Source organism: Pseudomonas sp. TMP9 (genome assembly GCF_037943105.1).
GTDB lineage: Bacteria > Pseudomonadota > Gammaproteobacteria > Pseudomonadales > Pseudomonadaceae > Aquipseudomonas.
Genome location: NZ_CP149803.1, coordinates 960,722 through 985,034, shown reverse-complemented (window position 1 = coordinate 985,034; position 24,313 = coordinate 960,722). Strand labels below are relative to the sequence as shown.

Annotated in this window: 25 protein-coding genes and 2 tRNA genes; 20 read left to right on the top strand and 7 right to left on the bottom strand. The window is 58.3% G+C overall.

Annotated elements, in window-relative coordinates:
- Window positions 1-181: 181 nt before the first annotated feature.
- The 11 genes from WF513_RS04710 (at window position 182) to WF513_RS04660 (ending at window position 9,404) form a co-directional block, all read left to right on the top strand.
- Window positions 182-1,174 carry an NAD(P)/FAD-dependent oxidoreductase gene (locus WF513_RS04710; RefSeq protein WP_339081895.1) on the top strand — a complete coding sequence of 331 codons (993 nt, stop codon included), beginning with the start codon at window positions 182-184 and terminating at the stop codon, window positions 1,172-1,174.
- Window positions 1,171-1,416 carry a TIGR02450 family Trp-rich protein gene (locus WF513_RS04705; protein WP_339081893.1) on the top strand — a complete coding sequence of 82 codons (246 nt, stop codon included), beginning with the start codon at window positions 1,171-1,173 and terminating at the stop codon, window positions 1,414-1,416. The genes WF513_RS04710 and WF513_RS04705 overlap by 4 nt, the downstream gene beginning before the upstream one ends.
- A 200-nt stretch (window positions 1,417-1,616) precedes the next feature.
- Window positions 1,617-2,567: a MerR family transcriptional regulator gene (locus tag WF513_RS04700; protein ID WP_339081892.1), complete on the top strand. Its 951-nt coding sequence runs from the start codon at window positions 1,617-1,619 to the stop codon at window positions 2,565-2,567.
- Between the two features lie 5 nt (window positions 2,568-2,572).
- The gene (gene phrB / locus WF513_RS04695; RefSeq protein WP_339083420.1) at window positions 2,573-4,012 is read left to right on the top strand and encodes a deoxyribodipyrimidine photo-lyase; all 1,440 of its coding nucleotides are present in this window, start codon (window positions 2,573-2,575) and stop codon (window positions 4,010-4,012) included.
- Window positions 4,009-4,431 carry a nuclear transport factor 2 family protein gene (locus WF513_RS04690; RefSeq protein ID WP_339081890.1) on the top strand — a complete coding sequence of 141 codons (423 nt, stop codon included), beginning with the start codon at window positions 4,009-4,011 and terminating at the stop codon, window positions 4,429-4,431. Before phrB ends, WF513_RS04690 begins: the two co-directional genes overlap by 4 nt.
- Window positions 4,428-5,201 carry an SDR family NAD(P)-dependent oxidoreductase gene (locus WF513_RS04685; RefSeq protein ID WP_339081888.1) on the top strand — a complete coding sequence of 258 codons (774 nt, stop codon included), beginning with the start codon at window positions 4,428-4,430 and terminating at the stop codon, window positions 5,199-5,201. The genes WF513_RS04690 and WF513_RS04685 overlap by 4 nt, the downstream gene beginning before the upstream one ends.
- The gene (locus WF513_RS04680) at window positions 5,198-6,445 is read left to right on the top strand and encodes an FAD-dependent oxidoreductase (protein ID WP_339081887.1); all 1,248 of its coding nucleotides are present in this window, start codon (window positions 5,198-5,200) and stop codon (window positions 6,443-6,445) included. The genes WF513_RS04685 and WF513_RS04680 overlap by 4 nt, the downstream gene beginning before the upstream one ends.
- Window positions 6,445-7,245, top strand: a complete 801-nt coding sequence (locus WF513_RS04675) for a DUF1365 domain-containing protein (protein ID WP_339081886.1) — start codon at window positions 6,445-6,447, stop codon at window positions 7,243-7,245. The genes WF513_RS04680 and WF513_RS04675 overlap by 1 nt, the downstream gene beginning before the upstream one ends.
- Complete coding sequence (locus WF513_RS04670; RefSeq protein WP_339081884.1) at window positions 7,232-8,506, top strand: cyclopropane-fatty-acyl-phospholipid synthase family protein; 1,275 nt, start codon at window positions 7,232-7,234, stop codon at window positions 8,504-8,506. Before WF513_RS04675 ends, WF513_RS04670 begins: the two co-directional genes overlap by 14 nt.
- Window positions 8,499-9,026 (top strand): DUF2878 domain-containing protein, encoded by a 528-nt coding sequence (locus WF513_RS04665; protein ID WP_339081882.1) that lies wholly within the window; start codon window positions 8,499-8,501, stop codon window positions 9,024-9,026. The genes WF513_RS04670 and WF513_RS04665 overlap by 8 nt, the downstream gene beginning before the upstream one ends.
- A 66-nt stretch (window positions 9,027-9,092) precedes the next feature.
- Entirely contained in the window at window positions 9,093-9,404 is a 312-nt protein-coding gene (locus WF513_RS04660; protein WP_339081880.1) for a YkgJ family cysteine cluster protein, read from the top strand.
- Between the two features lie 61 nt (window positions 9,405-9,465).
- Here the strand turns inward: WF513_RS04660 and WF513_RS04655 are convergent, their stop codons facing one another.
- The 6 genes from WF513_RS04655 to hemA form a co-directional block, all read right to left on the bottom strand.
- Window positions 9,466-9,981: an acyloxyacyl hydrolase gene (locus WF513_RS04655; protein WP_339081878.1), complete on the bottom strand. Its 516-nt coding sequence runs from the start codon at window positions 9,979-9,981 to the stop codon at window positions 9,466-9,468.
- A gap of 85 nt (window positions 9,982-10,066) precedes the next feature.
- Window positions 10,067-10,870, bottom strand: coding sequence for a glutamate racemase (gene murI, locus WF513_RS04650; RefSeq protein WP_339081876.1), 804 nt, complete (start codon window positions 10,868-10,870; stop codon window positions 10,067-10,069).
- Window positions 10,860-11,615: a molybdopterin-synthase adenylyltransferase MoeB gene (locus WF513_RS04645; RefSeq protein WP_339083418.1), complete on the bottom strand. Its 756-nt coding sequence runs from the start codon at window positions 11,613-11,615 to the stop codon at window positions 10,860-10,862. Before WF513_RS04645 ends, murI begins: the two co-directional genes overlap by 11 nt.
- Before the next feature lie 19 nt (window positions 11,616-11,634).
- Window positions 11,635-12,468, bottom strand: a complete 834-nt coding sequence (gene prmC / locus WF513_RS04640) for a peptide chain release factor N(5)-glutamine methyltransferase (RefSeq protein ID WP_339081874.1) — start codon at window positions 12,466-12,468, stop codon at window positions 11,635-11,637.
- Window positions 12,469-12,553: 85 nt separating this feature from the next.
- Window positions 12,554-13,636, bottom strand: a complete 1,083-nt coding sequence (prfA, locus tag WF513_RS04635) for a peptide chain release factor 1 (protein ID WP_339081872.1) — start codon at window positions 13,634-13,636, stop codon at window positions 12,554-12,556.
- Between the two features lie 9 nt (window positions 13,637-13,645).
- The gene (gene hemA, locus WF513_RS04630; protein WP_339081871.1) at window positions 13,646-14,926 is read right to left on the bottom strand and encodes a glutamyl-tRNA reductase; all 1,281 of its coding nucleotides are present in this window, start codon (window positions 14,924-14,926) and stop codon (window positions 13,646-13,648) included.
- 185 nt (window positions 14,927-15,111) lie between these two features.
- Between hemA and WF513_RS04625 the strand changes: the two genes are divergently transcribed.
- The 9 genes from WF513_RS04625 (at window position 15,112) to ychF (ending at window position 22,071) form a co-directional block, all read left to right on the top strand.
- Window positions 15,112-16,842 (top strand): tetratricopeptide repeat protein, encoded by a 1,731-nt coding sequence (locus tag WF513_RS04625; protein WP_339081869.1) that lies wholly within the window; start codon window positions 15,112-15,114, stop codon window positions 16,840-16,842.
- Window positions 16,842-17,459: a lipoprotein insertase outer membrane protein LolB gene (gene lolB, locus WF513_RS04620; RefSeq protein WP_339081867.1), complete on the top strand. Its 618-nt coding sequence runs from the start codon at window positions 16,842-16,844 to the stop codon at window positions 17,457-17,459. The genes WF513_RS04625 and lolB overlap by 1 nt, the downstream gene beginning before the upstream one ends.
- Window positions 17,456-18,331, top strand: a complete 876-nt coding sequence (gene ispE / locus WF513_RS04615) for a 4-(cytidine 5'-diphospho)-2-C-methyl-D-erythritol kinase (RefSeq protein WP_339081865.1) — start codon at window positions 17,456-17,458, stop codon at window positions 18,329-18,331. The genes lolB and ispE overlap by 4 nt, the downstream gene beginning before the upstream one ends.
- Before the next feature lie 38 nt (window positions 18,332-18,369).
- Window positions 18,370-18,444: transfer RNA gene (locus WF513_RS04610), tRNA-Gln, on the top strand.
- 51 nt (window positions 18,445-18,495) lie between these two features.
- Window positions 18,496-18,570: transfer RNA gene (locus tag WF513_RS04605), tRNA-Gln, on the top strand.
- A gap of 46 nt (window positions 18,571-18,616) precedes the next feature.
- Complete coding sequence (locus WF513_RS04600; RefSeq protein WP_339083416.1) at window positions 18,617-19,558, top strand: ribose-phosphate pyrophosphokinase; 942 nt, start codon at window positions 18,617-18,619, stop codon at window positions 19,556-19,558.
- Between the two features lie 114 nt (window positions 19,559-19,672).
- Window positions 19,673-20,278, top strand: coding sequence for a 50S ribosomal protein L25/general stress protein Ctc (locus tag WF513_RS04595; protein ID WP_339081864.1), 606 nt, complete (start codon window positions 19,673-19,675; stop codon window positions 20,276-20,278).
- A gap of 69 nt (window positions 20,279-20,347) precedes the next feature.
- Window positions 20,348-20,938: an aminoacyl-tRNA hydrolase gene (pth, locus tag WF513_RS04590; protein WP_339081863.1), complete on the top strand. Its 591-nt coding sequence runs from the start codon at window positions 20,348-20,350 to the stop codon at window positions 20,936-20,938.
- 32 nt (window positions 20,939-20,970) lie between these two features.
- On the top strand, window positions 20,971-22,071 hold the full coding sequence (ychF, locus tag WF513_RS04585) for a redox-regulated ATPase YchF (RefSeq protein WP_339081861.1): 1,101 nt from the start codon (window positions 20,971-20,973) through the stop codon (window positions 22,069-22,071).
- A gap of 214 nt (window positions 22,072-22,285) precedes the next feature.
- Here the strand turns inward: ychF and WF513_RS04580 are convergent, their stop codons facing one another.
- The gene (locus tag WF513_RS04580; RefSeq protein ID WP_339081859.1) at window positions 22,286-24,277 is read right to left on the bottom strand and encodes an alkyl sulfatase dimerization domain-containing protein; all 1,992 of its coding nucleotides are present in this window, start codon (window positions 24,275-24,277) and stop codon (window positions 22,286-22,288) included.
- Window positions 24,278-24,313: the final 36 nt, after the last annotated feature.

The following is a 24,313-nucleotide window of genomic DNA, read 5'->3' as shown; positions in this document are numbered from 1 at the left end:
CATGTCGTGTACTGGGCGGACAACAGCCGACTGATGTAGGCAGCACGTGGCTTCAATCTGACCGCAGGTTGTATCAACTATAGGAAAGCAAAATTGACTCGGCCTAAGCTTATACAAAAAATCAATATTGTATAGCTTTTGTCTAAAGCGTAGCCTAAAGCCTGAACACATGAGGTAGACCATGACTGCACTTCATCCCATCGCCATTATTGGTACCGGCCTTGCCGGGCTTTCCGCGGCCCAAGCACTGCACGCTGCCGGCCATCCGGTACAGCTGTTCGACAAGAGCCGCGGCAGTGGCGGCCGCATGTCCAGCAAACGCAGTGATGCCGGCGCGCTGGATCTTGGCGCCCAGTATTTCACGGCCCGTGATCGCCGCTTTGTCGAGGTGGTGCAGCAGTGGCAAGCGCGCGGCTGGGTCGCCGAATGGACACCCAGTCTTTACAACTTTAAAGATGGCCAACTCAGCGCTTCGCCAGATGAACAAGTGCGATGGGTTGGCACCCCGCGCATGAGCGCAATCGCTCGCGCCATGCTCGGCGCCCTGCCGGTGAGCTTCTCTTGCCATATCACCGACGTGTTTCGCGGTGAACAGTACTGGCACCTGCAAGACGCTGGCGGCAATAGTCACGGTCCCTTTAGCCATGTAATTGTGGCGACACCGGCGCCGCAAGCCGCCGCACTGCTGTCCAGTGCACCGAAATTGGCGGGGGCTGCAGCCAGCGTGGCCATGGACCCAACGTGGGCCGTTGCCCTTGCGTTCGAGACAGCCCTGGAGACAACGGTTGAAGGCTGCTTTGTCCGGCACGGCCCGCTGGATTGGCTGGCCCGCAACCGCAGCAAACCGGGCCGCGACACGCAACTCGACACCTGGGTGTTGCACGCCACCAGCCAGTGGACCAAACAGCATTTAGACCTGCCTAAAGAAGCGGTGGTCGAGCACCTGCTGGGCGCCTTTGCCGAGTTAATCGGCTGCACAGTACCGGCCCCGACGTTGAGCCTGGCGCACCGCTGGCTTTATGCACGTCCTGCCAGTGCTCACCAATGGGGCGTATTGGCCGACGCCGACTTGGGCATTTATGCCTGCGGTGACTGGTGCCTGTCCGGTCGTGTGGAGGGCGCGTGGCTGAGTGGCCAAGAAGCCGCGCGGCGCTTGCTGGGTCATCTGCAATGAACGCTCACACACCCGTTGTAACGGCTAAGCACCGGCTCAACCCGCGCAAACTGCTGCTGTCAAAATGGACAGCAGCGCAGCCACAAAACCGCGAGAAGCATTTTCTCGTCACCGAACTGTTCTGCGACGAAGACGGTACGGTGTTGCAGGTTGAATTACAGGCCGTGCTCAACCAGCGCTGCCAGCGTTTGGACTGGCGCACGCTGGAAAACGCCGAGCAATGGCGCATGGGTTGGACGTAACAGCCTCACACACAAAGCAGTACAGTAGTTGTACAAATATATTGACTTGTACAATCACAAACCTATGATGAATTCAAGTTGTACATCCACCGGGATCTGTACAAGTCGTCATCAGAGGTTGCCCATGGCCCCATTAACAACCAGCACCGGCAAATCCATACCCTGCCTCAGTTCAGGCCAGCTGGGCAGCGCGGTGCGCTATGAGCCTTGAGTCAAATGACCTCGGCGCTAACGCCGATGATTACCAAGCGGCCATTGCCCAAGGCTTTATGCCCATCCGCGATGTCGCACGCATCACCGGGGTCAACGCGGTCACCCTGCGCGCTTGGGAACGTCGGTATGGCTTGATCGTGCCGCACCGCACGCCCAAGGGCCATCGCCTGTACTCAGATGAGCATGTCACGCACATTCAAGCGATCCTCACGTGGCTCAGCCGTGGCGTCTCGGTCAGCCAGGTCAAGGGCCTGCTGCGCAGTAACCAGCCCGCCTTTGCCGAAGCCAGTACGCAGTGGGAAGCCAAGCGCCAGCTGTTGCAAGAAGCCATCTGTAACCTCAACGAGCGCCGCTTAGATGATTGCTTCAACACCGAATTAGCGCTCTATCCGCCCAGCACCCTCTGCGAGCAATTGCTCCTGCCGTTGTTTGAGGAACTTGAGTTGCGCTGGCGTAACCAATTTGGCGCGCAGGCGGAGCGGGTGTTCTTCTATTCTTGGCTGCGCAGCAAACTAGGTGCCCGGCTCTACCACAACAACCGCCAGTCGACTGGCGCACCTTTGCTGCTGATCAACGTCTCCGACCTGCCCATGGCCCCCGGCTTATGGTTGACCGCGTGGCTGGCGAGCAATGCCGGGGTGGCGGTTGAGGTATTTGATTGGCCGCTGCCACCGCCCGAACTGGCCCTGGCGGTTGAGCACATTCAGCCGCGGGCAGTGGTGCTGTATTCCAGCCAAGCGCTAAACAGCACACATCTTCAGCGACTGCTCGGCGGGTATGAGTGCCCCTGCCTACTGGTCGGACAAGTGGTGCAGATTCATGCCGATGAGTTAAAAGTCATTAGTTTGGGGAACGATGACCTGAGCCTGGCCGCCGATCCATTGGCCGCGCTGCAACACCTCTACGACCTTAAACTGCTGCAAAGCCAACAGGACTGAACATGCTGCAACTGATCTGGTTTCGCACCGACCTTCGGGTACAAGACAACAGTGCTCTGGCTGCGGCCATGGGCAATGGCCCGACCGTGGCGCTCTACTTGATCAGCCCCGGTCAGTGGCTTGAGCACGATGATGCGCCAAGCAAGGTCGATTTCTGGCTGCGCAACCTAAAAACTCTGGCCGCCGAATTGGCCGCGTTGAATGTGCCGCTGCTAGTGCGCCACGCCGATGACTGGAGCGCCGCACCCCAGGTCATCAGTGAGCTGTGCCAGCAGTTGCAAATAACCAATGTTGAGGTCAACGAAGAATACGCGGTGCACGAAAGCCGTCGCGACCAGGCGGTGGCTGATGCGCTGGATACACTGGGGATCAATTTCAACCGGCACCTTGATCAAATTTTCTTCAAGCCCGGCACTGTACTGACCAAGTCCGGGACCTATTTCCAGGTCTACAGCCAGTTCCGCAAGGTCTGCTACCAGCGTCTGCACACGGCGTTGCCGGCGGTGATTACCACGCCCACGGCGCAGGCGCCGCTGGCCATTGCCGGCGACGCCCTACCCGAACACGTCGCCGGCTTTGCGACGCCGAGTGATGTGCTGCGCCAGTTGTGGCCTGCCGGTGAAGCAGAGGCGCGGCGGCGGCTGGATGATTTCGCCGCGCAGCAAATCGACTTCTACCAAACGGCGCGCGACTTCCCCGCCCAGCCTGGCACCAGCCAGTTGTCTGCTTATCTCGCCGCCGGGGTGATTTCACCGCGCCAATGCCTGCATGCCGCCTTGGCCGCTAACCAAGGCGAGTTCGACAGTGGCAATAACGGCGTGGTGACGTGGATCAATGAGCTGCTTTGGCGCGAGTTTTATAAACATATTCTGGTCGGCTACCCGCGCGTTTCCATGCGCCGCGCCTTCCGCCCGGAAACTGAAGCATTGGCCTGGCGTGATGCACCGCAGGAGCTGAAAGCGTGGCAGCAAGGCCGCACCGGCTTTCCCATCATTGATGCCGCTATGCGCCAGATGCTGGCCACCGGCTGGATGCACAACCGCCTGCGCATGATCGTGGCGATGTTTCTGACTAAAAACCTGCTGATTGACTGGCGCGAAGGCGAGCGTTTTTTTATGCGCCACCTGATTGATGGCGAACTGGCAGCAAACAATGGCGGTTGGCAGTGGAGCTCCTCCACGGGCACTGATTCGGCGCCTTATTTTCGGATCTTCAACCCACTCAGTCAGTCACAGAAATTCGACCCCGATGGGCGCTTTATTCGTCAATGGCTGCCCGAGCTGGTGGGATTGAATAAGAGCAATATCCATAACCCGGCAGGTATGGGGGGCTTATTTGGCGTTGCCGATTATCCTTCGCCGATTGTTGATTTGAGCAAGAGCCGCACTCGCGCCCTCGCCGCGTTCAAAAGCCTGCCGCACTTTGCTGGCACGGAGGCGCCATGAGCAACTTCTTGCGGCAGTTCGCTCAGGACTTTGCCGGGCTGAACAAGGATAATCTGGATCGCTTAGGCAAGCTTTATAGCGACGACGCGCTGTTCTGCGACCCCCTGCATGAGGTGCGTGGGCTGGTAAACATGCAGCGTTATTTCGCTGAGATGTACGCCAACGTCAATGAATTGCGCTTTGATTTTTATGGGTTTGACCAAGTGCGCGAAGGCGAAGGTTACTTGCGCTGGACCATGAGTTATCGCCATCCGCGCTTGGCCGGCGGTCAGCTAATACGCGTGGAGGGTTGTTCGCACCTCCTGTGGCACGACAAGGTCTATCGGCATCGTGATTATTTCGACGCCGGCAGCTTGCTCTATGAGCATCTGCCGTTACTCGGCTCGGCAATTCGCTGGCTGAAAAGGAGGTTGGCATGAACGCACGACGTATCTGGCTTACCGGTGCCAGCAGTGGCATCGGCGCGGCACTGGCTGAACAGTTGCTGTTGCAAGGTCATCGCTTAGCGCTTAGCGCACGTACCATTGAGCCCATGCAGGCGCTGGCCAAACGTTACCCACAGCAGGTCTTGGTCGTCGCTGGCGACCTCAGCGAGGCCACGCAAGTGCAGGCTATCGGCGAGCATATCGCCCAAGTCTGGGGCGCCCTGGATTGCGTAATCCTCAATGCTGGCACGTGCGAATACGTCGACGTTAGCCACTTCGAAGCGGCGATGGTTGAGCGGGTTGTGCGCGCCAACCTGTTCTCCGCCAGTTATTGCATTGAAGCGGCTCTGCCTTTGCTGCGTTTAGGTCAGCGTCCACATTTGGTCGGCGTGGGCAGCTCGGTGACGTTTCTGCCGCTGCCTCGGGCTGAAGCTTACGGTGCATCCAAGGCGGCCATGCGCTACCTAATGGAAACGCTGCGCATTGACCTACGTGCTGAGAACATTGCCGTGACCTTGGTCAGCCCGGGATTTGTTGACACCCCGCTGACGCAAAAAAACGACTTCCCCATGCCGATGCGCTGGCAGGTGGATAAAGCCGCCCGCCATATCGCCGAGCGCTTGGCCGCGCAACCCTTTGAAATTGCCTTCCCCGGCCCTTTTATTGCCATTCTCAAGCTGCTTGGGCATCTGCCCAAACGCCTGCAAGTGGCCATTGGCGCCCGCATGGCCCGCACAGAAGCAAAGACTAAGGACACCCCATGAAGATCGCCATTATCGGCAGTGGCATTGCCGGTTTGACCAGCGCTTACCTGCTCAACCGTCGTCACGACATTAGCGTGTTCGAGGCTGGCGAGTGGATTGGCGGGCATACCCACACGGTCGATGTGCAGGTTGATGGCCAGTCGTACGCCGTGGACACCGGTTTTATTGTGTTTAATAACTGGACCTACCCGAATTTTATCAGCCTGCTCGGCCAACTTGGAGTCGGTTTTAAAGACACCGAGATGAGCTTCTCGGTCAGCGACCCGGTCAGTGGCGTGGAATACAACGGGCACAACCTCAACAGCTTGTTCGCCCAGCGCAGCAATCTGATTTCACCAAAATTTCTAGGCATGGTCCGCGATATTCTGCGTTTTAACCGCGAAGCGCTGAATGACCTTAATCAGCAGCGCATCGCCAGCGACATGACCCTAGGCGATTACCTCAAAGCCAAGGCTTACAGCGAGCGGTTTATCGAGCATTACATCGTGCCCATGGGCGCGGCCATCTGGTCGATGTCACTGAATGACATGCTCGGTTTTCCGCTGCAATTTTTTGTGCGTTTCTTTAAGAACCACGGCCTGCTCTCCGTCAGTGACCGCCCGCAGTGGTGCGTGGTCGAGGGCGGCTCCAGCAGCTACATCGCGCCGCTGACCGAAACCTTCAAGCAGCGCATTCGTCTCAATTGCCCGGTTAACCGAGTGGAGCGCGATGCCGAAGGCGTCACGGTGCACAGCGCCGCCGGCAGCGAACGCTTCGATAAAGTGGTGTTCGCCTGCCACAGCGATCAAGCCCTGGCGATGCTGGCCGAACCCTCACGCATTGAGAAGGAAATCCTCGGCGCCCTGCCCTATGCCGATAACGATGTGGTGCTGCACACCGACATCCGTTTGCTGCCGAAGCGGCCACTGGCGTGGGCCAGTTGGAACTATCGTTTGGGCGGGCCAGCGGATCAGCCGGCGGCCGTCACCTATGACATGAATATCCTGCAGGGCATCCAGAGCAACAGCACTTTTTGCGTCAGCCTGAACCAGACAGCCGCCATCGACCCGAGCAAAATTCTCGCCCGTTACACCTATGCGCACCCGCAATACAGCTTGGCGGGCACGCAGGCGCAAGCACGTTGGGAAGAACTATTGGGCGCTCACCACAGTTATTTTTGCGGTGCGTATTGGGCCAACGGCTTCCATGAAGATGGCGTGGTCAGTGCGCTGCGTGTAGCCCGCGAGTTTGGTGAGTCGTTGTGATGAACAGCGCCTTGTACAGCGGCTGGGTGCAGCACCGGCGTTTTGCGCCGCGTGGGCACAACTTTCGTTATCGCATGGGCTTGCTGTACCTCGACCTTAGCGAGCAAGAGCAAGTATTGGCGTTGTCGCCGCTGGCCGGGCGCGGGCGTTTTGCCCCGTTCGCCTTTCGCGAAACCGATTACCTGCCGCAGTTTACGAGTGCGGGTATCGCGTTGATCGACGCGGTGCGCCGACGTGTAGCTGAAGCTATCGGGCACACGCCTTTGGGCCGCATCTGCCTGCTGACCCAGCCGCGCAGCTGGGGTTTGGCGTTTAACCCGGCGAGTTTCTTTTATTGCCATGAGGCTGACGGGCAGCTGGCGGCCATACTGTGTGAAGTCAGCAACACGCCATTCCATGAGCGTTACCACTATGTGCTGCCCGCCGACGGTGAAGGCCATCAGCATGTGGCGGTGGCCAAGGCTTTTCACGTCTCGCCTTTTTTGCCGCGTGACTTGGAATACCGCATGAGCTTTAGCCCGGCTGGCGAGCGCTTGGGTATTCATATGGCTGACTGGCAGGCCGATACAAAACTCTTCGATGCCACCCTAACCCTGCAACGCAACGAGTTAAACCGCGCGAGCCTGCACCGTCACCTGATTCAATTTCCGTGGATGACCGGTAAAACGGTCGTCGGCATTTATTGGCAGGCGTTGCGCCTGCTGATCAAACGTATCCCCCTGTTCACCCATCGGGCCGCTGAAGGTGAGTTCCGCGCTGCCCGCTCCGTATCAAAGGAAGTCCCCGATGAAAAGCTCTAGCCTGACCTCCGCCAAACACGTCGTGCGCGCCGGCAGCGGCATCGGTGCCAACCTGTTGCGCCGCGCAGTGTTGCGTCAGCTCAAGCAGTTGCGCCATGGCCACTTGGTGATTATTGAGGGTGAAGAGCGCATGGAGTTCGGTGACCCGCATTCCAACCTCTGCGCGGAGATTCATGTACAAGATGGCGCGATCTGGGGCTTGGTAGCGGGCAACGGCTCGATCGGTTCAGGCGAAGCCTATATCCACGGTTACTGGACCTCACCGGACCTGACCGCCGTGGTTCGCGTATTCGTCAGCAACCTTGATGTGCTCGACGCGATGGAAAGCGGCCTGGCCAAGCTTGGCCGCCCACTGATCCAGAGCTTGCACTGGCTCAACCGAAATACCCGTAAGGGCTCGCGCAAAAACATCTCGGCCCACTACGACTTGGGCAATGACCTGTTCGAGCAGTTTCTTGATCCCAGCATGATGTATTCAGCCGCCATGTTCCGCAGCCCCGATGACAACTTGGAACAGGCGCAGCAGAACAAACTTGAACGCATTTGCCAGAAGCTGGCGCTTAAACCCAGTGATCATTTACTGGAAATTGGCACCGGCTGGGGCAGCATGGCGATCTACGCAGCCACCCACTACGGCTGCAAAGTCACCACCACCACGTTGTCGCGCGAGCAGTTCGCCTACACCGAAAACCGGATCAAAACGCTGGGCCTGCAAGAGCAGGTCACCCTGCTGCTGGAGGATTACCGCGACTTGACTGGCCACTATGACAAGCTGGTATCCATCGAAATGATTGAGGCGGTGGGTCACCGCTTCCTGCCCACCTACTTTGCACAATGCGCCAACCTGCTCAAGCCCGACGGCCTGATGCTGCTGCAAGCCATCACCATTCGCGATCAACGCTATGAGCAAGCGAAAAGTGCCGTCGACTTTATCCAGCGCTACATCTTCCCCGGTGGCGCACTGCCCTCGGTCAACAAGATGCTGGAGATCATTACCGCCAAGACCGACATGAACCTGCACCACATGGAAGATTTCGGCCTGCACTACGCGCGCACGCTGCGTATTTGGCACGACAACCTGCGCCATGCGCGGCACAAGCTGGAGCAGCAGGGTTACGACGATTATTTCTTCCGCTTGTGGGAGTTTTACCTGTGCTACTGCGAGGGTGGCTTTATCGAACGCACCATCGGCACCGCGCAACTGCTGCTGGCCAAACCTTCGGCCCGTCCAGCACCTTTATTAGGCAACCTCGATGGCTAAGTTAATCGTCAACACCCTATTGTTTCAGCTCGGCTGGTTTGCCTGCGTATTTGGCGGCGACAGCTTGTGGCTGCTAATCGTCGCTGCCGTGGTCGCGGTGCATCTGTTCTGGACCAGCAGTTGGGCGGCCGAAGGTAAATTACTGGTGACTGTTTTTATCGCCGGCAGTGCACTGGACAGCTTCCTGCTGAACCTTGGCGTATTTGATTTTGGCGAGCCGCGCACCTTGATTCCGCTGTGGCTGGCCAGCCTGTGGTTGCTGATGGCCACCACACTTAATCATTGCCTAGCGTGGACGGCACAACCCTGGTGGCGTGGCAGCGTGCTGGGCGCCATCGGCGCGCCGCTGTCGTATTACGGCGGCGCACAAATCGCCGGGGTCGGTTTGCCTTATGGCACCTGGCAAAGCCTGCTGCTGATTGGCGCGATCTGGGCGCTGGTCATGCCTGTGCTGCACGCATTCGCCAAACTCTATCGCAGCCAGTACGAACAGAGCCTGCGCATACGCCAGCAAACGTAGGCTGAGGTGAACCGCGTGGAGGTCGCTGCATTAAATCTGCAGCGCCGATGGCGTACACTGCGCGGCATGAGCCAACACATCCCACTAACCGAACTGCCAAGCGAGCCTGCAGTGAGCTGCAGCAACTGCGCAGCTTGCTGCTGCCAGTTGGAAGTTATGTTGATCACAGACACCGGCGTGCCGCGGCGCTTCATCGACACTGATGATTGGGGCGGCGAAGTCATGTTGCGCTTGGATGACGGCTGGTGCGCGGCCCTAGACCGCAACACCATGCGCTGCACCATCTACGAGGTGCGTCCGCTGATCTGCCGCGAGTTCGAAACCGCCTCCCCCGAATGCCTGGATGAGCGCAAGGGCATGGCCAGCATCTACCGCTAAACACGCCGCCTGCTGAAATAAAAAAACGGATGGCTATGCGGTTTTTCAACGCCATGCGCTACTAAAAACTCATGTGGTAATGCAGGGCATAGCTCTCAACCCCGTCATTAGGCTTTTTAAGCCCAGCATTCGAGTAATGCAGCGCACGCACGCCGACTTCCTGCCCGGCGAAGCGCACACCAAAACCGATGCGGTCTTCAAACTGGAAAGATGAACCCAGGTCATTGCTTTCAAGCTCAGTGCTGCTAAAGGCCGCAATGCCAATCCCAGCTTCGACATAAGGCTTAAAGCGCTCGCCGGCAAACTCGTAAACCAAGACGGGGCTCAACGACACGCTGTGGTTGCTGGCGGTCTTATCGCCATCCCAGAAGGTGTAGGCCGCATCCCAGTAGCCGGTCAGGCGACCGACATCACTGGCAAACCAACTCTGCTGGAAATCAAACTGCGTACCCAGACGGTAAGTCATGGTTGAGTCGCCGGTTTGCCCGACGGCAACACTCACGTCCATCGCCTGAACGGCAGCAACTTGCCCCCATGCCAACGCTGCCAGTGCCGCAAGGGTTATGCTTTTTCTCATGGCAATTATCCTTTTTAAGCCAATAAAAGAACGCGCAATACGCGTGAAGCAGTATAGGGACATTAAAAAGAGGACAACGCCCCCATTACGGCAGCGGCAACACCTCAGCAGCCTTGCCCCAGAGCAGAGGCAAAACGTGTTGCATGGCCTGCGGCTCAGCGCTGGACCAAAATTGCGCCGGTTGGGCCGGACCGCTGGCGAGCACACCCTGCGCGCTCAACATGCGCTGCACGTGCCGCGCCACGGCGGCGCCCGTGTCGATTACGCTGATCGAAGCGGGTAGCAGCGTGCGCAACAGCGGCTTGATAAACGGGTAATGGGTGCAGCCCAGAATCAATGTGTCGCAGCCTTCAGCCAGAAGCGGCGCAACAAAACCCTGCAGTAACGCACGAGTGGCGGCGCTCTCTAGCTCGCCGGCTTCAATGCGCTCAACCAACCCCGGACAAGGCTGGGTAATCACCCGCACGTCACAGGCGAAGCGGTCAAGCAAGGCGGCGAACTTGGCACTTTTCAGAGTGCCCGTGGTGGCCAGCACACCCACTACACCGGCTTTGGTTGCTGCAGCGGCCGGTTTTACGGCCGGTTCCATGCCGATAATCGGCAATTGCGGGTAACGCTCACGCAACTCGGCAACGCCGGCCACCGTTGCGGTATTACAGGCCAGCACCAGCGCTTTAGCGCCTTGGCTTAAAAGAAACTCAGCCAATACCCGGCAGCGCTCGCGTATAAACTCCGGGCTTTTATCGCCATAGGGCACATGACCGCTGTCGGCGACATACAACAGCGACTCGTTGGGCAGCAGCGCGCGAATCTCACGTAAGACCGACAAGCCGCCGACGCCGGAATCGAATACTCCAATTGGCGCGTCGCTTGATGCACTACTGGGCATGGCTGCCGCACACGCTGCAACCCGGATCGCGCTTAACCCGCAGCTCACGAAAACGGCTGCCGAAAGCGTCGATCAGCAGCAAGCGCCCAACCATCGGCTCACCAAATGGCACCAACAGCTTCAACGCTTCCAGCGCTTGCAAACTGCCGACCAAGCCTACTAAGGGACCGGCCACGCCTGCTTCACTGCAGGTCAGCTCGGCCTCACTGCCGTGACCATACATGCAGTGGTAACAGGGGCTGTCAGCGCGGCGCGGGTCGAACACGCAAAGCTGACCTTCCAAGCGAATCGCCGCGCCACTGACCAGCGGCACGTTGGCCGCCACGCACGCGGCATTTACCGCCTCGCGGGTGCTGAAGTTATCCGAGCAATCCAGCACCAGATCCACCGCCGCCACGGCAGCAGCCAAAGAGTCACTGTCGAGGGCTTGGCGATGCGCATGTAGACGCAGCTGCGGATTGAGCGCCATTAAGCGTTTGCTCGCCGAATCGACTTTGCTCAGGCCAATGCTCGCGGTGTCATGGATGATCTGCCGCTGCAGGTTAGTAGCATCCACCGTATCGAAGTCAGCCAGGTGCAATTCGCCCACCCCAGCCGCCGCCAAATACAGCGCCACCGGTGAACCGAGGCCGCCGAGGCCGACGATCAATGCACGGCTGTGCTTGAGCCGTAGCTGGCCTTCAATATCGATTTGTTGCAGGAGTATCTGCCGGCTGTATCGCAGCAATTCCTCGTCACTCAACATGTCTTGCGGGTTCATGGCATCACTCATTATCGAAGCGCCCCAGGCTGATACGCTCATGGCCGGCCAGGTCACGCCTGCTCTCCACCGCGCTAAAACCGCGCGCGCTGAGCAGCTCACGCACCGCCGCCGCCTGATCGAAGCCGTGTTCCAGTAATAACCAGCCGCCTGCTTCGAGGTAATCCGGCGCCTGTTCAATGATCAGGCGAATATCATCCAGCCCGTCCTTACCTGCGACCAGCGCGCTACTCGGCTCAAAGCGCACATCACCTTGGGCCAGGTGCTGATCATCGGCGGCGATATACGGCGGGTTACTGACAATAAGCTGGAAGCGCTGCCCGGCCAGAGCGCTAAACCAATGGCTTTCAACAAAAGCCGAGTTACTCAATTTAAGCCGTGTGCGGTTACGCTCAGCCAAGGCCACAGCCTCAACGACTCGATCCACACCCGTCACCTGCCAAGCCGGGCACTCGCTGGCCAAGGCCAGAGCAATCGCGCCGCTGCCGGTGCCAAGATCAAGGATAGAGGCTGGCGCGGCCGGCAGCAGCGTCAGAGCCGTTTCCACCAGCAACTCGGTATCCGGTCGCGGTATCAGCGTGTGCTCAGCCACTTCCAATTCAAGGCTCCAAAAGCCCTGCTGGCCGAGGATATAGGCCACCGGTTCACCGCTCTGACGCCGCGCCAGCGCCGCCTGAAAGCACACTAGCTGCGCCGCCTCCAGCTCTCGCTCGGGCCAGGTGTGCAAATAACTGCGCGGCTTGCCTAGGGCGTGGGCGAGCAATAACTCAGTATCCAAACGCGGGGTGGGTGAGTCCGGTAGTGCGCCGGTGTTAAGCAGGGTTTCGATGGTGACCATGGCATTTATTCCGTAGCCCGGATGCAATCCGGGACATGTGTCAACGGTCGCTCCCGGATTACATCCGGGCTACAACAAGCGCGAATCAATCACCCAACGCCGCCAACTGGTCTGCCTGATACTCAACCAACAGCGGTTCAATAATCGCTTCGACGCCGCCAGCAATCACTTCATTGAGTGAATACAGGGTCAGGTTGATGCGGTGATCGGTGACCCGCCCCTGAGGAAAATTGTACGTGCGGATACGCTCGGAACGGTCGCCTGAGCCCACCAGCAATTTGCGCGAGTCGGAAATTTCTTTGTGCGCGGCTGCTTCTTGCTGGTCCTTCAATTTCGCTGCCAGCCAAGCCATGGCCTTGGCACGGTTCTTATGCTGCGAGCGTTCGTCCTGACACTCAACCACGGTGCCGGTGGGAATGTGGGTAATACGAACGGCTGAGTCGGTGGTGTTAACGTGCTGACCGCCGGCACCGGAAGAGCGGTAGGTGTCTACACGCAAATCGGCAGGGTTGATGTCGATGGCCATTTGCTCATCCGGTTCCGGCAACACGGCAACGGTGCAGGCCGACGTATGGATGCGCCCCTGAGACTCGGTTTCCGGGACGCGCTGCACGCGGTGCGCGCCGGATTCAAACTTGAGCTTGCCGTAAACGTTGTCGCCCTCGACCCGGGCAATCACCTCTTTAAAGCCGCCATGCTCGCCTTCGCTGGCAGACAGCACCTCGACCCGCCAGCCCTGACGCTCGGCATAGCGCGAGTACATGCGAAACAAGTCACCAGAAAAAATCGCCGCCTCATCGCCACCGGTGCCGGCGCGGACTTCAAGGAACACGTTGCGCCCGTCGTTCGGGTCTTTGGGCAGCAGCATGCGCTGCAGCGTGGCTTCCAGTTCAAGCAGCTGTTCCTTGGCCTCGGTCACTTCTTCCTCGGCCATCTCGCGCATGTCTGGGTCACTGTCTTTGAGCAGCGCCTGTGCGCCCTCGAGATCACTCAGAACCTTACGGAAGGCCCGGAACGCCTGATACACCGGCTCAATTTCAGCGTACTCCTTGGAATAGGCACGAAACTGAGGCTGATTGCTGATCACTTCAGCATCGCCAAGCAGCGCGGTCAGCTCTTCGAAACGATCCTGCAACAAGTCGAGTTTATTGATCAGTGACGCTTTCATTGCAGACCTTTATTTATTGGCCGAGCCGGGCGAGACGCCCTCGTCGAGGGCAAATAGCTCTTGAACCACGCCCAGCGCATCAACGCGGCCATCAGCAGAGAATTTTTTCAGTTGCACGCTGGGTGCATGCAGCAACTTGTTGGTTAGGCCGCGCGCCAATTGCGCCATGGCATCCTCTGCCGACGCCCCGTTGCTGAGCAGGCGTAAGGCCTTATTCAGCTCCTCATCGCGCAGGCGTTCGGCCTGTTGCCGGTAAGCCTTGAGCACATCAACGGCGGCCAACTCGCGCAGACGCTGCATAAAGTCTTGCGCGCCGGCGATGACCAACTCTTCAGCGGCCTGTGCGGCGCCCTCACGGCTTTTGAGGTTTTCTGCAATCACATCGTGCAAGTCATCGACGCTATACAGGTAGACATCATCCAGCTCGCCGACCTCAGGCTCGATATCGCGCGGCACGGCAATATCAACCATAAAAATGGGCTTGTGCTTGCGTTGTTTCAGCGCGCGCTCAACAGCGCCTTTACCAAGAATCGGCAGCTGGCTGGCGGTGGAACTAATCACGATATCGCTGTTGACCAGCTCATCCGGGATTTCCGAGAGCAGCACCGCATGCGCACCGAATTGTTCGGCTAGGCTGCTGGCGCGCTCCAGCGTTCGATTGGCCACCACAATGCGCTTGATGCCCTGGTCGTGCAGATGCCGAGCGACCAGGCTGATGGTCTCACCCGCGCCGATCAGCAGTGCCTGGCTGCGGTGCAAATCAGTAAAAATCTGCTTGGCCAAACTGACTGCAGCAAACGCCACGGACACAGGATTCTCACCAATGGCGGTATCCGTGCGTACCGTCTTGGCGGTGCTGAAGGTGGCTTGAAACAAACGCCCGAGCATCGGCCCAAGGGTGCCAGCTTCACGGGCAACAGCAAACGCTGACTTCATTTGGCCGAGAATTTGCGGCTCGCCTAAGACCATGGAGTCCAACCCAGACGCCACGCGCATCATGTGCCGCACCGCGTCAGCGTCAGCATGCACGTAGGCGCTGGCGCGCAATTCTTCGAGGCTCAGGTGGTGATAATTAGCCAGCCAGGCCAACACTTCCTCGGCACTCAGTTCATCCTGCTCAAGGTATAACTCGCTGCGGTTGCAGGTTGAGAGAATGGCCACCTCACGGCTGGCGGTGTTGTGGCACAGCAAACGCAAGGCCTCAACCAACTGCTCGGGACTGAACGCCACGCGTTCGCGGACGTCCACCGAAGCGGTCTTGTGGTTAATACCAAGGGCAATAAAGGCCATGCACGATCGCTGACAGGGAGTGGAAGCCGGCAATTGTCCTACTTCGGCAAAGCGAGAACAACCACCACGACTTATTGTCCTAACAGCCAAGATTGTCTATCTAACTAGGATCATGGCCGCCCATGGGCTTGCCCCAACGCTTGTGTCATGATGCCGAAACCGCAGGTTGGCCACATACTCTTCTTATGAATAGATCCTTTGCCTTGCTCACTGCTGCTGCTTTATTGAGTGGCTGCCAGATTTTTGCCCCCTCGAACCCGGATGGCACGCCACCCGTGGAAGACCCTACCGTGGTCGCCGCGCACGCGCAGCCGGAGGTTTACCGCGCCTTTAGTGAGGAAACCCTGCTGTCGCTGCTGGTCGCTGAATTAGCCGGCCAACGCAACCGCTTTGACATTGCCTTGGAAAACTATGTAGAGCAGGCCAATGCCACGCAGGATGCAGGCGTCGCCGAGCGAGGCTTTCGCATCGCCGAGTACCTGGGCGCCGAACAAGCGGCCTTAGACACGAGCTTGCTTTGGGCGAAAACCGCACCCGACAACATCGATGCGCAGCGCGCAGCCGCCGTACAACTGGCGCGCGCTGGCCGTTACGATGAATCGATGGTGTTTATGGAGCAGGTTCTGCAGCGCCAAGGCGATACCCATTTCGACTTCCTGGCGTTGTCTGCCGCCGAAACCGACCCGGATACGCGCGCCGGTCTGCTGCAAAGTTTTGATCGCCTGCAAGTAAAGTACCCCGACAACAGCCAGCTGCAATTTGGCAAGGCCCTGCTCCTGCAACAAGACGGCCGTGCGCAAGAGGCTCTGGCCTTGCTGGAGCAACAACCGCGCAAGACCCGTCCGATTGCCTCGTTCCTGCTGCATGCGCGCCTGCTGCAAAGCCTAGAACGCAATGCTGAGGCCCTGCCACTGCTGGAAAAAGGCATCGAGCTGCACCCGGATGACAAACGTCTGCGCCTGACCTACGCCCGTTTATTGGTTGCGGAAGATCGCTTGGACGATGCCAGAGGTGAATTCAGCGCACTGCTGCAACAGCACCCCAATGACGATGACTTGCGCTTTTCCTTGGCGCTTGTCTGCCTAGAAGCCGAGGCCTGGAAAGAGGCAATCGTCTACCTCGAAGAGCTGGTCGAGCGCGGCAGCCATGTGGAAGCGGCGCACTTCAACTTGGCCCGCGCCCATGAAGAGTTGGGTGACACCTCCAGCGCCTTAAACGAGTACGCCTTGGTCGGCCCCGGCAACGACTACCTGCCCGCACAAGCCCGACAAAGTGAGCTGTTGTTCAAACAACAACGTGGCGCTGAAGCCGCCGAGCGCCTGCGCCAAGCCCGTGATAACCAACCTGATTACGCCATCCAGCTGTACCTGATTGAGGCCGAAGCGTGGTCTAAACAGCAGGACACTGAACGCGCTTGGCAGCTTGTCCAACACGCTTTGGAACAGTTTCCGGAAGACCTCAACCTGCTTTACACCCGCGCGATGTTGGCGGAAAAGCGAAACGACCTGGCCCTGCTGGAGCAAGACCTGCGCTTTATCCTTGAGCGCGAGCCGGATAACGCCATGGCCCTCAACGCCCTCGGCTACACCTTGGCTGACCGCACCACCCGCTTCGCCGAAGCCAAAGAACTAATCGAACAAGCACACCAACTAAACCCGGACGATCCAGCCATTCTCGACAGCCTTGGTTGGGTGAATTACCGCTTAGGCAATTTGGACGAGGCCGAGCGCTTGCTGCGCCAAGCCCTAGAGAAATTCCCCGACCATGAAGTGGCTGCCCACCTGGGCGAAGTGCTGTGGGCTCAAGGCAAACAGAAAGAAGCGCGCAAACTTTGGCGTGAAGCCTTGAAACAACAACCCGACAGTGAAATTTTACGCAGCACCCTGCTGCGCCTGACCGGAGCAGAAACACCTTGATGTTTGCGCGCCACCTGCTGGTTTTCAGCTTAATCACGCTACTGGCTGGCTGCGCCGGCTTGACCTCCCGCGAAGCCCTTGAAGGCCAAGGCGATGCACAACGCTGGAAAGCGCACAAACAGCAACTCAGCAAACTTGATGCATGGCAAATCAACGGCAAAGTCGGCATCCGCGCGCCGAAAGACTCCGGCAGCGGCACCTTATTTTGGCTACAGCGCCAAGATTACTATGACATCCGCCTGTCCGGCCCCCTTGGCCGTGGCGCCGCCCGCTTAACCGGCCGACCTGGTGCGGTGTCGCTAGAAGTGGCCAACCAAGGCCGCTATCAAGCCGAGTCACCCGAGCAACTGATGCAAGATCAGCTAGGCCTTAACCTGCCGGTCTCGCACCTGACTTGGTGGATTCGCGGCCTGCCTTCCCCCTTGAGCAAAAGCCGTCTGAACCTCGACAACCAAAGTCATTTGGCACAACTGAGCCAAGATGGCTGGTTTGTAGAGTACCTGGGCTACGCCGAACAAAATGGCTTCTGGCTGCCTGAGCGAATCAAGCTGAGTGGTCATGACCTTGAGGTCACCCTCGTGATCAAGGACTGGCAACCGCGCCAGCTAGGACAATGAACGCGTCCGCTATTGCAGCCGCCGCCGAATTGATTCTGCCGGCGCCAGCCAAACTTAACTTGATGCTGCACATCCTCGGTCGCCGCGCCGACGGCTACCACGAACTGCAAACACTGTTTCAGTTTCTCGAGTTCGGCGACGAACTCGGTTTTGCCCTGCGCCAGGATGGGCAAATTCACCTGCACACCACCGTCGACGGCGTGCCCCACGACAGCAACCTGATCGTGCGCGCTGCGCGCCTGCTGCAACAGCACGGCAACAGCCCCTTAGGCGCCAACATCTGGCTCGATAAACGCTTACCCATGGGCGGCGGTATTGGTGGCGGCAGCTCAGATGCAGCTACCACCCTGCTCGGTCTTAATCACCTCTGGCAACTGGGCTGCAGCGAGGATCAGCTGGCAGCGCTAGGCCTAAGCTTGGGCGCAGACGTGCCGGTATTCGTACGCGGACATGCCGCCTTTGCCGAAGGTGTCGGGGAAAAGCTGCAACCGATAACGCTGAGCGAGCCTTGGTTTCTTGTGGTCATTCCGCAAGTGCTTGTCAGTACTGTGGAAATTTTCTCCGACCCTGAGTTGACACGGGATACGCCGCCCATTAAAGTTCGCAGCCTTCTTGAGGGGGGTGGTCGTAATGACTGCCAGCCGGTAGTCCTGAAGCGTTACCCAGAAGTACGTAACGCTTTGATCTTGTTGAGCAAATTTGTTCCAACCAGATTAACCGGCACTGGAGCTTGTGTGTTTGGGAGCTTCCCAAGCTGGGACGATGCTGATAAAGTCGCCCGCCAACTTCCAGCCAGTTTGCCAAGGTTTATTGCCCAAGGGCGTAACATTTCGATGTTGCACCGCAAGCTTGAAACATTGGTCAAGAAGTGATTACACGCTGTTAGTTGTAGAAGCAACGGGTTGTATGTAGGGGCGTCGCCAAGCGGTAAGGCACCAGGTTTTGATCCTGGCATGCGTTGGTTCGAATCCAGCCGCCCCTGCCATTTCCGCCCTGGAGCGGATACACAACTCAAAGCATCGGTTACACAAGATACAGGGGCGTCGCCAAGCGGTAAGGCACCAGGTTTTGATCCTGGCATGCGTTGGTTCGAATCCAGCCGCCCCTGCCATTTTCTGTACTCATCCAGGTATACCCTCAGCCGGCAGGTACTGCGCGTGTCCAAGATGATGGTTTTTACGGGGAACGCTAACCCCGATCTGGCGCGACGTATCGTACGTCAGCTGCATATCCCCCTCGGTGATGCTTCAGTCGGTAAGTTTTCCGACGGCGAGATCATGATTGAAATCAACGAAAATGTTCGTGGTAAAGACGTTTTCCTGATTCAACCAACATGTGCGCCAACCAACGACAACCTGATGGAACTGGTGGTGATGGCTGATGCCTTCCGCCGCTCATCAGCGAGCCGAATTACCGCTGTTATCCCCTACTTCGGCTATGCCCGCCAAGATCGTCGTCCGCGATCAGCTCGTGTGGCTATTAGCGCCAAAGTGGTGGCTGACATGCTCACCGTTGTAGGCATCGACCGGGTTCTTACCGTCGACCTGCATGCGGACCAAATCCAAGGCTTCTTCGATATCCCCGTTGATAACATCTACGGCTCCCCAGTTTTGGTGGACGACATTGAAGACCAGCGCTTTGAAAATATGATGATCGTCTCCCCCGACATTGGTGGCGTGGTGCGTGCACGCGCTGTTGCCAAGTCCCTGGGTGTTGACCTGGCGATCATCGACAAGCGCCGCGAGAAAGCCAACCAATCAGAAGTAATGCACATCATCGGTGATGTTGAAGGCCGTACCTGCATCCTGGTCGATGACATGGTGGACACCGCCGGCACCCTGTGCCACGCGGCTAAAGCGCTGAAAGAACACGGCGCGTCTAAAGTCTTCGCCTATTGCACCCACCCGGTTCTGTCAGGGCGTGCGATTGAAAATATTGAAAAATCGGTGCTCGATGAACTGGTGGTGACCAACACCATCCCGCTGTCAGCCGCCGCACAATCCTGTTCGCGTATTCGCCAACTGGATATAGCCCCGATAGTCGCTGAAGCAGTACGCCGCATCAGCAATGAAGAATCGATCAGCGCGATGTTCCGCTAACCCGGAGCATGCCCTGAGCGCACACGCCCTGCCCTGATGGCAGTGCCTTACAACCAACCGTCCCGTCGCTGGTCGCAAGCGTAACGGACGGTTTGGTTATTTTGGAGAAGTGAAATGACTGTTGAATTTATCCTGAATGCTGAAGCGCGTTCTGACCTGGGGAAAGGTGCGAGCCGCCGCCTGCGTCGTAACGTAGCCATGGTTCCTGCTGTAATTTACGGCGGCGACAAAGCCCCGCAATCGATCAGCCTGCTGGCCAAAGATTTCGCCAAGCTGCTAGAAAACGATGCCGCTTACAGCCACGTGCTGAGCCTTAACGTTGCTGGCAGCAACGAAAGCGTGCTGATCAAAGCCCTGCAGCGCCACCCAGCCAAAGGTTTCGTGCTGCATGCTGACTTCATTCGCGTTGTAGCTGGCCAGAAATTGACCGCTCACGTACCCCTGCACTTCATCAACCAAGAAGGTTCGGTTGGCGTTAAGCAGCAAGGTGGTGAAGTTTCCCACGTGCTGGCTGAAGTAGAAGTTTCTTGCCTGCCGAAAGACCTGCCGGAATTCATCGAAGTCGACATGGCTGCCGTTGAAGTCGGTCAGATCGTGCACTTGTCCGACCTGAAACTGGCCAAGGGCGTTGAACTGGTTGCATTGGCTCACGGTAACGACTTGGCAGTGGCTAACATCCACGCCTCCCGCGTTGCTAAAGACGAAGGCGCTGCCGAGTAAACCTCGCCGCGTCGGAAACCAGCCCGGCATGCGATTCTGCCGGGCTATTTCCAACAAAGGGCTCCTGACATGACTGCCGTACAACTGATCGTTGGCTTGGGTAACCCAGGCCCTGAATACGACCAGACTCGGCATAATGCAGGGGCCCTTTTTGTTGAGCGCCTGGCTGACAGCCAGCGTGTCAGCTTAAGCGTCGACAAAAAGTATTTTGGCCTGGTGGGCAAGTTCAGCCATCAGGGCCGCGATGTTCGCCTGCTGATCCCCACCACCTTTATGAACCGCAGCGGCCAAGCCGTCGCGGCACTGGCGAATTTCTTCCGCATTGCGCCGGAAGCCATTCTGGTGGCTCACGACGAACTCGACATGCCACCCGGCGTCGCCAAACTCAAACTGGGTGGCGGGCACGGCGGGCATAACGGGCTGCGCGACATCATTGCCCAGCTCGGCAATCAGAATAATTTCTACCGCCTGCGGCTTGGCATCGGCCATCCCGGGCACAGCAGCATGGTCTCTAACTTTGTCCTCGGCCGCGCACCCCGCAGCGAACAGGAACTGCTGGATACCAGCATCGACTTTGCCCTAGGCAGCCTGCCGGAAATACTCGCAGGCGACTGGAGCAAGGCCATGCTCAAGCTGCACAGCCAAAAAGCCACCTCCTAATTCTTTACCGCCATTCGCGCGAGGGACACACCATGGGATTTAACTGCGGCATCGTCGGCCTGCCCAACGTCGGCAAGTCCACCCTGTTCAACGCCCTCACCAAATCAGGGATCGCGGCTGAGAACTTTCCGTTCTGCACCATCGAGCCCAACACCGGCATCGTGCCGATGCCCGACCCACGCCTGGCCGCGTTGGCAGCCATCGTCAACCCTAAGCGCATCCTGCCGACCACCATGGAATTCGTCGACATCGCTGGCCTAGTAGCAGGCGCCTCGAAAGGTGAAGGCCTGGGCAACAAATTCCTCGCCAACATCCGCGAAACCGACGCCATCGCCCACGTGGTGCGCTGCTTCGAAGACGAAAACGTGATTCACGTCGCCAACAGCGTCGACCCTAAGCGCGACATCGAAATCATCGACTTGGAGCTGATTTTCGCCGACCTCGACAGCTGCGAAAAGCAACTGCAGAAAGTCACTCGTAACGCCAAGGGCGGTGATAAAGAGGCCGTCGTGCAGAAAGGTCTGCTGGAGCAGTTGATTGCGCATTTCAGCGAAGGCAAACCTGCGCGCAGCATCATGAAGAGCATGAGCGCCGACGAGAAGGTTGTGATCCGCGGCTTCCACCTGCTCACCAGTAAGCCTGTCATGTACATCGCCAACGTCGCTGAAGACGGCTTCGACAACAACCCACTGCTGGATGCCGTGCGCGCCATCGCCGAAGAAGAAGGCGCGATCGTGGTGCCGGTCTGCAACAAAATCGAAGCGGAAATCGCCGAACTCGATGATGGCGAAGAGAAGGACATGTTCCTCGAAGCCTTGGGCCTCGAAGAACCCGGCCTGAACCGCGTGATCCGCGCCGGCTACGAAATGCTCCACCTGCAGACCTACTTCACCGCTGGCGTCGAAGAAGTCCGCGCCTGGACCGTAAAAGTCGGCGCCACCGCGCCACAGGCCGCAGGCGTCATCCACACCGACTTTGAAAAAGGTTTTATCCGCGCCGAAGTCATCGCCTATAACGATTTCATCCAATACAAGGGTGAAGCCGGCACTAAAGAAGCCGGCAAATGGCGCTTGGAAGGCAAGGAATACATCGTCAAAGACGGCGACGTCATGCATTTCCGCTTTAACGTCTAAGCAGCAATCAGAACCCAAGCGGTTCCTGATGGACACAAAACCCCTTGAGGATGACAACCTCAAGGGGTTTTATTTTTTCGGCCACCCCGATCAATCACGTTACGTTCGAGCGCCGTTGCAAAAGCGCCGGTGGGGGAATGCCATCCAACAAAGCGCTCAGGCACTGAGCGCTTCAGCCGCTACACCGCCAGGAAAGCAGGTAACGTAGGGCACATCATGGTTTGCCCGTGACGATTGGGAAGACCTGATCCGGCTTGTCCAAAAGCGAGAAGAAGCGCGCCAGGTCAAGCATACTGCCGTCCACTTGCATATCCTCAGATGTCAGCAGCTCCTTGATTCCGGCTTGCTGGGTGATGATTTTCACCAACAGCGCCCGGGTCAGGGTTAGGGTCGCACTGGCGGCGCTTTCGACGGGTGCTTGATGCGCCTGCAGCACAGCATTCTCAATGCTCAGCACATAGTTTTCTTGCAGATCGCTAAAGGTGATATTCAAGCGTAAATCAACGCCCTCGGCTTTCGGGCCGTTAAGCGCGACTTGGAACATCTGCATAAATTGTGCACCGCTGGTTTGCTCTAGCAGGTCACCGGCGGCCGCCACATCCACCCCAAACTCCGGCGCCCCGTGGCGCAACTCAAAAGCGGCGGTCAAATAAGCATTACGCCAAGCCGACGACTCGGCACGGTAACCCAGCTGATCATAACTGCGCGCCAACAGTGCCTTGGCCTGAGCATTTTTCGGTTCGGCCGAAACCAACTGGTTGAGCACTTCGGCCAACCAGCGGTACTCGCCCTTGTCGAAAGACACCTGGGCCTTTTCTAAGATCGCCGCACTGCCCCCCATGTATTCGACATACTGCTTAGCGCCTTCCAGACGCGGCAGCGGATCAAGGTTGGCTGGGTTAGCGTCGTACCAGCCAAAGTACATTTGGTACACGCCTTTCACGTTGTGCTTGAGCGTGCCGTAGTAGCCACGGTTCCAGTAATGCGTTTGCAGCGACTTAGGCAGCGTCAGCTGTTCGGCGATCTCGCGTGGGCCATAACCCTGGTTGGCCAGACGCAGCGTCTGATCATGGATATAGCTGAAGGTGTCACGTTGTTCGCGCATCAGTGCATCAATGCGCTCCTGCCCCCAGACCGGCCAGTGGTGGCTGAAGAACATCACTTCAGCTTGCGTATTGTCTTGTCGGCTAGCGTCGATATACCCGGCCCAGAGCCGTGCATCACGAACCTTGGCACCGCGCAGCGTATACAGGTTATGCAGGGTGCGGCTGAGTATCTCAGCGCCACCAAACGCCTTGTGCGCAGGCAGATAGAACGTCATCTCGGCCGGTGCTTCGGCACCAGGGGTGTACTGGAAGATGAAATCAACCCCATCAATGGCCACGGCCTGCGGCGTACTGTCGATCAAGTCCGTGGGCTGCAGAATGCCCACTGTGCCCATGGCGGGTTCCTTACCCAAACCATTGTCGACTTTGCCCCGCTCACTGCGCGGCAGATCGCGGCCATACATATAGATCGCTCGGCGGCCCATCGCCGGACCAGCCAGTACGTTCTCGCTGGTGGCCTCCTCCATAAAGCCTTGTGGCGCGTACACCCGCACTTTACCGCTGGCCACATCAGCCGCCGAGGCTACCGCCAGCGCGCCGCCGAAGTGATCGACATGGCTGTGGGTGAAAATCACCGCCACTACGGGTTTGTCGCCTAAGGTCTTGCGGGCAAAGGCCATGGCGCGGCTGGCCGTTTCTACCGTGGTCAGCGGGTCAACGACGATCCAGCCGTTCTTGCTATCGATCAGGCTCATCACTGCCAGGTCATAGCCGCGCAGCTGATACACGCCCTCAGTGACTTTGTACAAGCCATGGTGGTTATTCAGCTGCGCTTGGCGCCACAGGCTTGGGTTGACGCTGCCGGGCGCGGCCCCCTGGATAAAGCGATAGGCATCCTGATCGAACAACACCCGACCATTAGCACCAGCAATGCTAAGGGAGTCTTCGCGCGCAATAAGACCGCGCTCGGCCTCCTGCAGGTCGAGCCCGTCATCGGCTGGCAGGCTCTTGGCGGTCTCTGCTTGCGCGGCCAATGTAGCGCTGGTCGGCGCGGTAAAGCCTGCGGCATCAGCATCGTCACTGCGCGGCACCTGCTGGTCACAACCAGCCAGCAAGGAAACACACAACAACGTCAGAACAAAAGGTACTCGCATGGTCATGGCTAAATCCTAAATTCGTTAAGGGTAAAACGATCT

Bases quoted from the DNA above. Each gene is read 5' to 3' on its own strand.
- WF513_RS04580 (WP_339081859.1), bottom strand. From the start codon at position 24,277: ATGACCATGCGAGTACCTTTTGTTCTGACGTTGTTGTGTGTTTCCTTG.
- pth (WP_339081863.1), top strand. From the start codon at position 20,348: ATGACTGCCGTACAACTGATCGTTGGCTTGGGTAACCCAGGCCCTGAA.
- WF513_RS04655 (WP_339081878.1), bottom strand. From the start codon at position 9,981: ATGAGAAAAAGCATAACCCTTGCGGCACTGGCAGCGTTGGCATGGGGG.
- WF513_RS04595 (WP_339081864.1), top strand. From the start codon at position 19,673: ATGACTGTTGAATTTATCCTGAATGCTGAAGCGCGTTCTGACCTGGGG.
- WF513_RS04700 (WP_339081892.1), top strand. From the start codon at position 1,617: ATGAGCCTTGAGTCAAATGACCTCGGCGCTAACGCCGATGATTACCAA.
- WF513_RS04645 (WP_339083418.1), bottom strand. From the start codon at position 11,615: ATGTTGAGTGACGAGGAATTGCTGCGATACAGCCGGCAGATACTCCTG.
- WF513_RS04710 (WP_339081895.1), top strand. From the start codon at position 182: ATGACTGCACTTCATCCCATCGCCATTATTGGTACCGGCCTTGCCGGG.
- WF513_RS04660 (WP_339081880.1), top strand. From the start codon at position 9,093: ATGAGCCAACACATCCCACTAACCGAACTGCCAAGCGAGCCTGCAGTG.
- lolB (WP_339081867.1), top strand. From the start codon at position 16,842: ATGTTTGCGCGCCACCTGCTGGTTTTCAGCTTAATCACGCTACTGGCT.
- WF513_RS04665 (WP_339081882.1), top strand. From the start codon at position 8,499: ATGGCTAAGTTAATCGTCAACACCCTATTGTTTCAGCTCGGCTGGTTT.
- WF513_RS04680 (WP_339081887.1), top strand. From the start codon at position 5,198: ATGAAGATCGCCATTATCGGCAGTGGCATTGCCGGTTTGACCAGCGCT.
- WF513_RS04705 (WP_339081893.1), top strand. From the start codon at position 1,171: ATGAACGCTCACACACCCGTTGTAACGGCTAAGCACCGGCTCAACCCG.
- prmC (WP_339081874.1), bottom strand. From the start codon at position 12,468: ATGGTCACCATCGAAACCCTGCTTAACACCGGCGCACTACCGGACTCA.
- WF513_RS04675 (WP_339081886.1), top strand. From the start codon at position 6,445: ATGAACAGCGCCTTGTACAGCGGCTGGGTGCAGCACCGGCGTTTTGCG.
- ychF (WP_339081861.1), top strand. From the start codon at position 20,971: ATGGGATTTAACTGCGGCATCGTCGGCCTGCCCAACGTCGGCAAGTCC.
- murI (WP_339081876.1), bottom strand. From the start codon at position 10,870: ATGCCCAGTAGTGCATCAAGCGACGCGCCAATTGGAGTATTCGATTCC.
- hemA (WP_339081871.1), bottom strand. From the start codon at position 14,926: ATGGCCTTTATTGCCCTTGGTATTAACCACAAGACCGCTTCGGTGGAC.
- WF513_RS04625 (WP_339081869.1), top strand. From the start codon at position 15,112: ATGAATAGATCCTTTGCCTTGCTCACTGCTGCTGCTTTATTGAGTGGC.
- WF513_RS04685 (WP_339081888.1), top strand. From the start codon at position 4,428: ATGAACGCACGACGTATCTGGCTTACCGGTGCCAGCAGTGGCATCGGC.
- WF513_RS04670 (WP_339081884.1), top strand. From the start codon at position 7,232: ATGAAAAGCTCTAGCCTGACCTCCGCCAAACACGTCGTGCGCGCCGGC.
- ispE (WP_339081865.1), top strand. From the start codon at position 17,456: ATGAACGCGTCCGCTATTGCAGCCGCCGCCGAATTGATTCTGCCGGCG.
- WF513_RS04690 (WP_339081890.1), top strand. From the start codon at position 4,009: ATGAGCAACTTCTTGCGGCAGTTCGCTCAGGACTTTGCCGGGCTGAAC.
- prfA (WP_339081872.1), bottom strand. From the start codon at position 13,636: ATGAAAGCGTCACTGATCAATAAACTCGACTTGTTGCAGGATCGTTTC.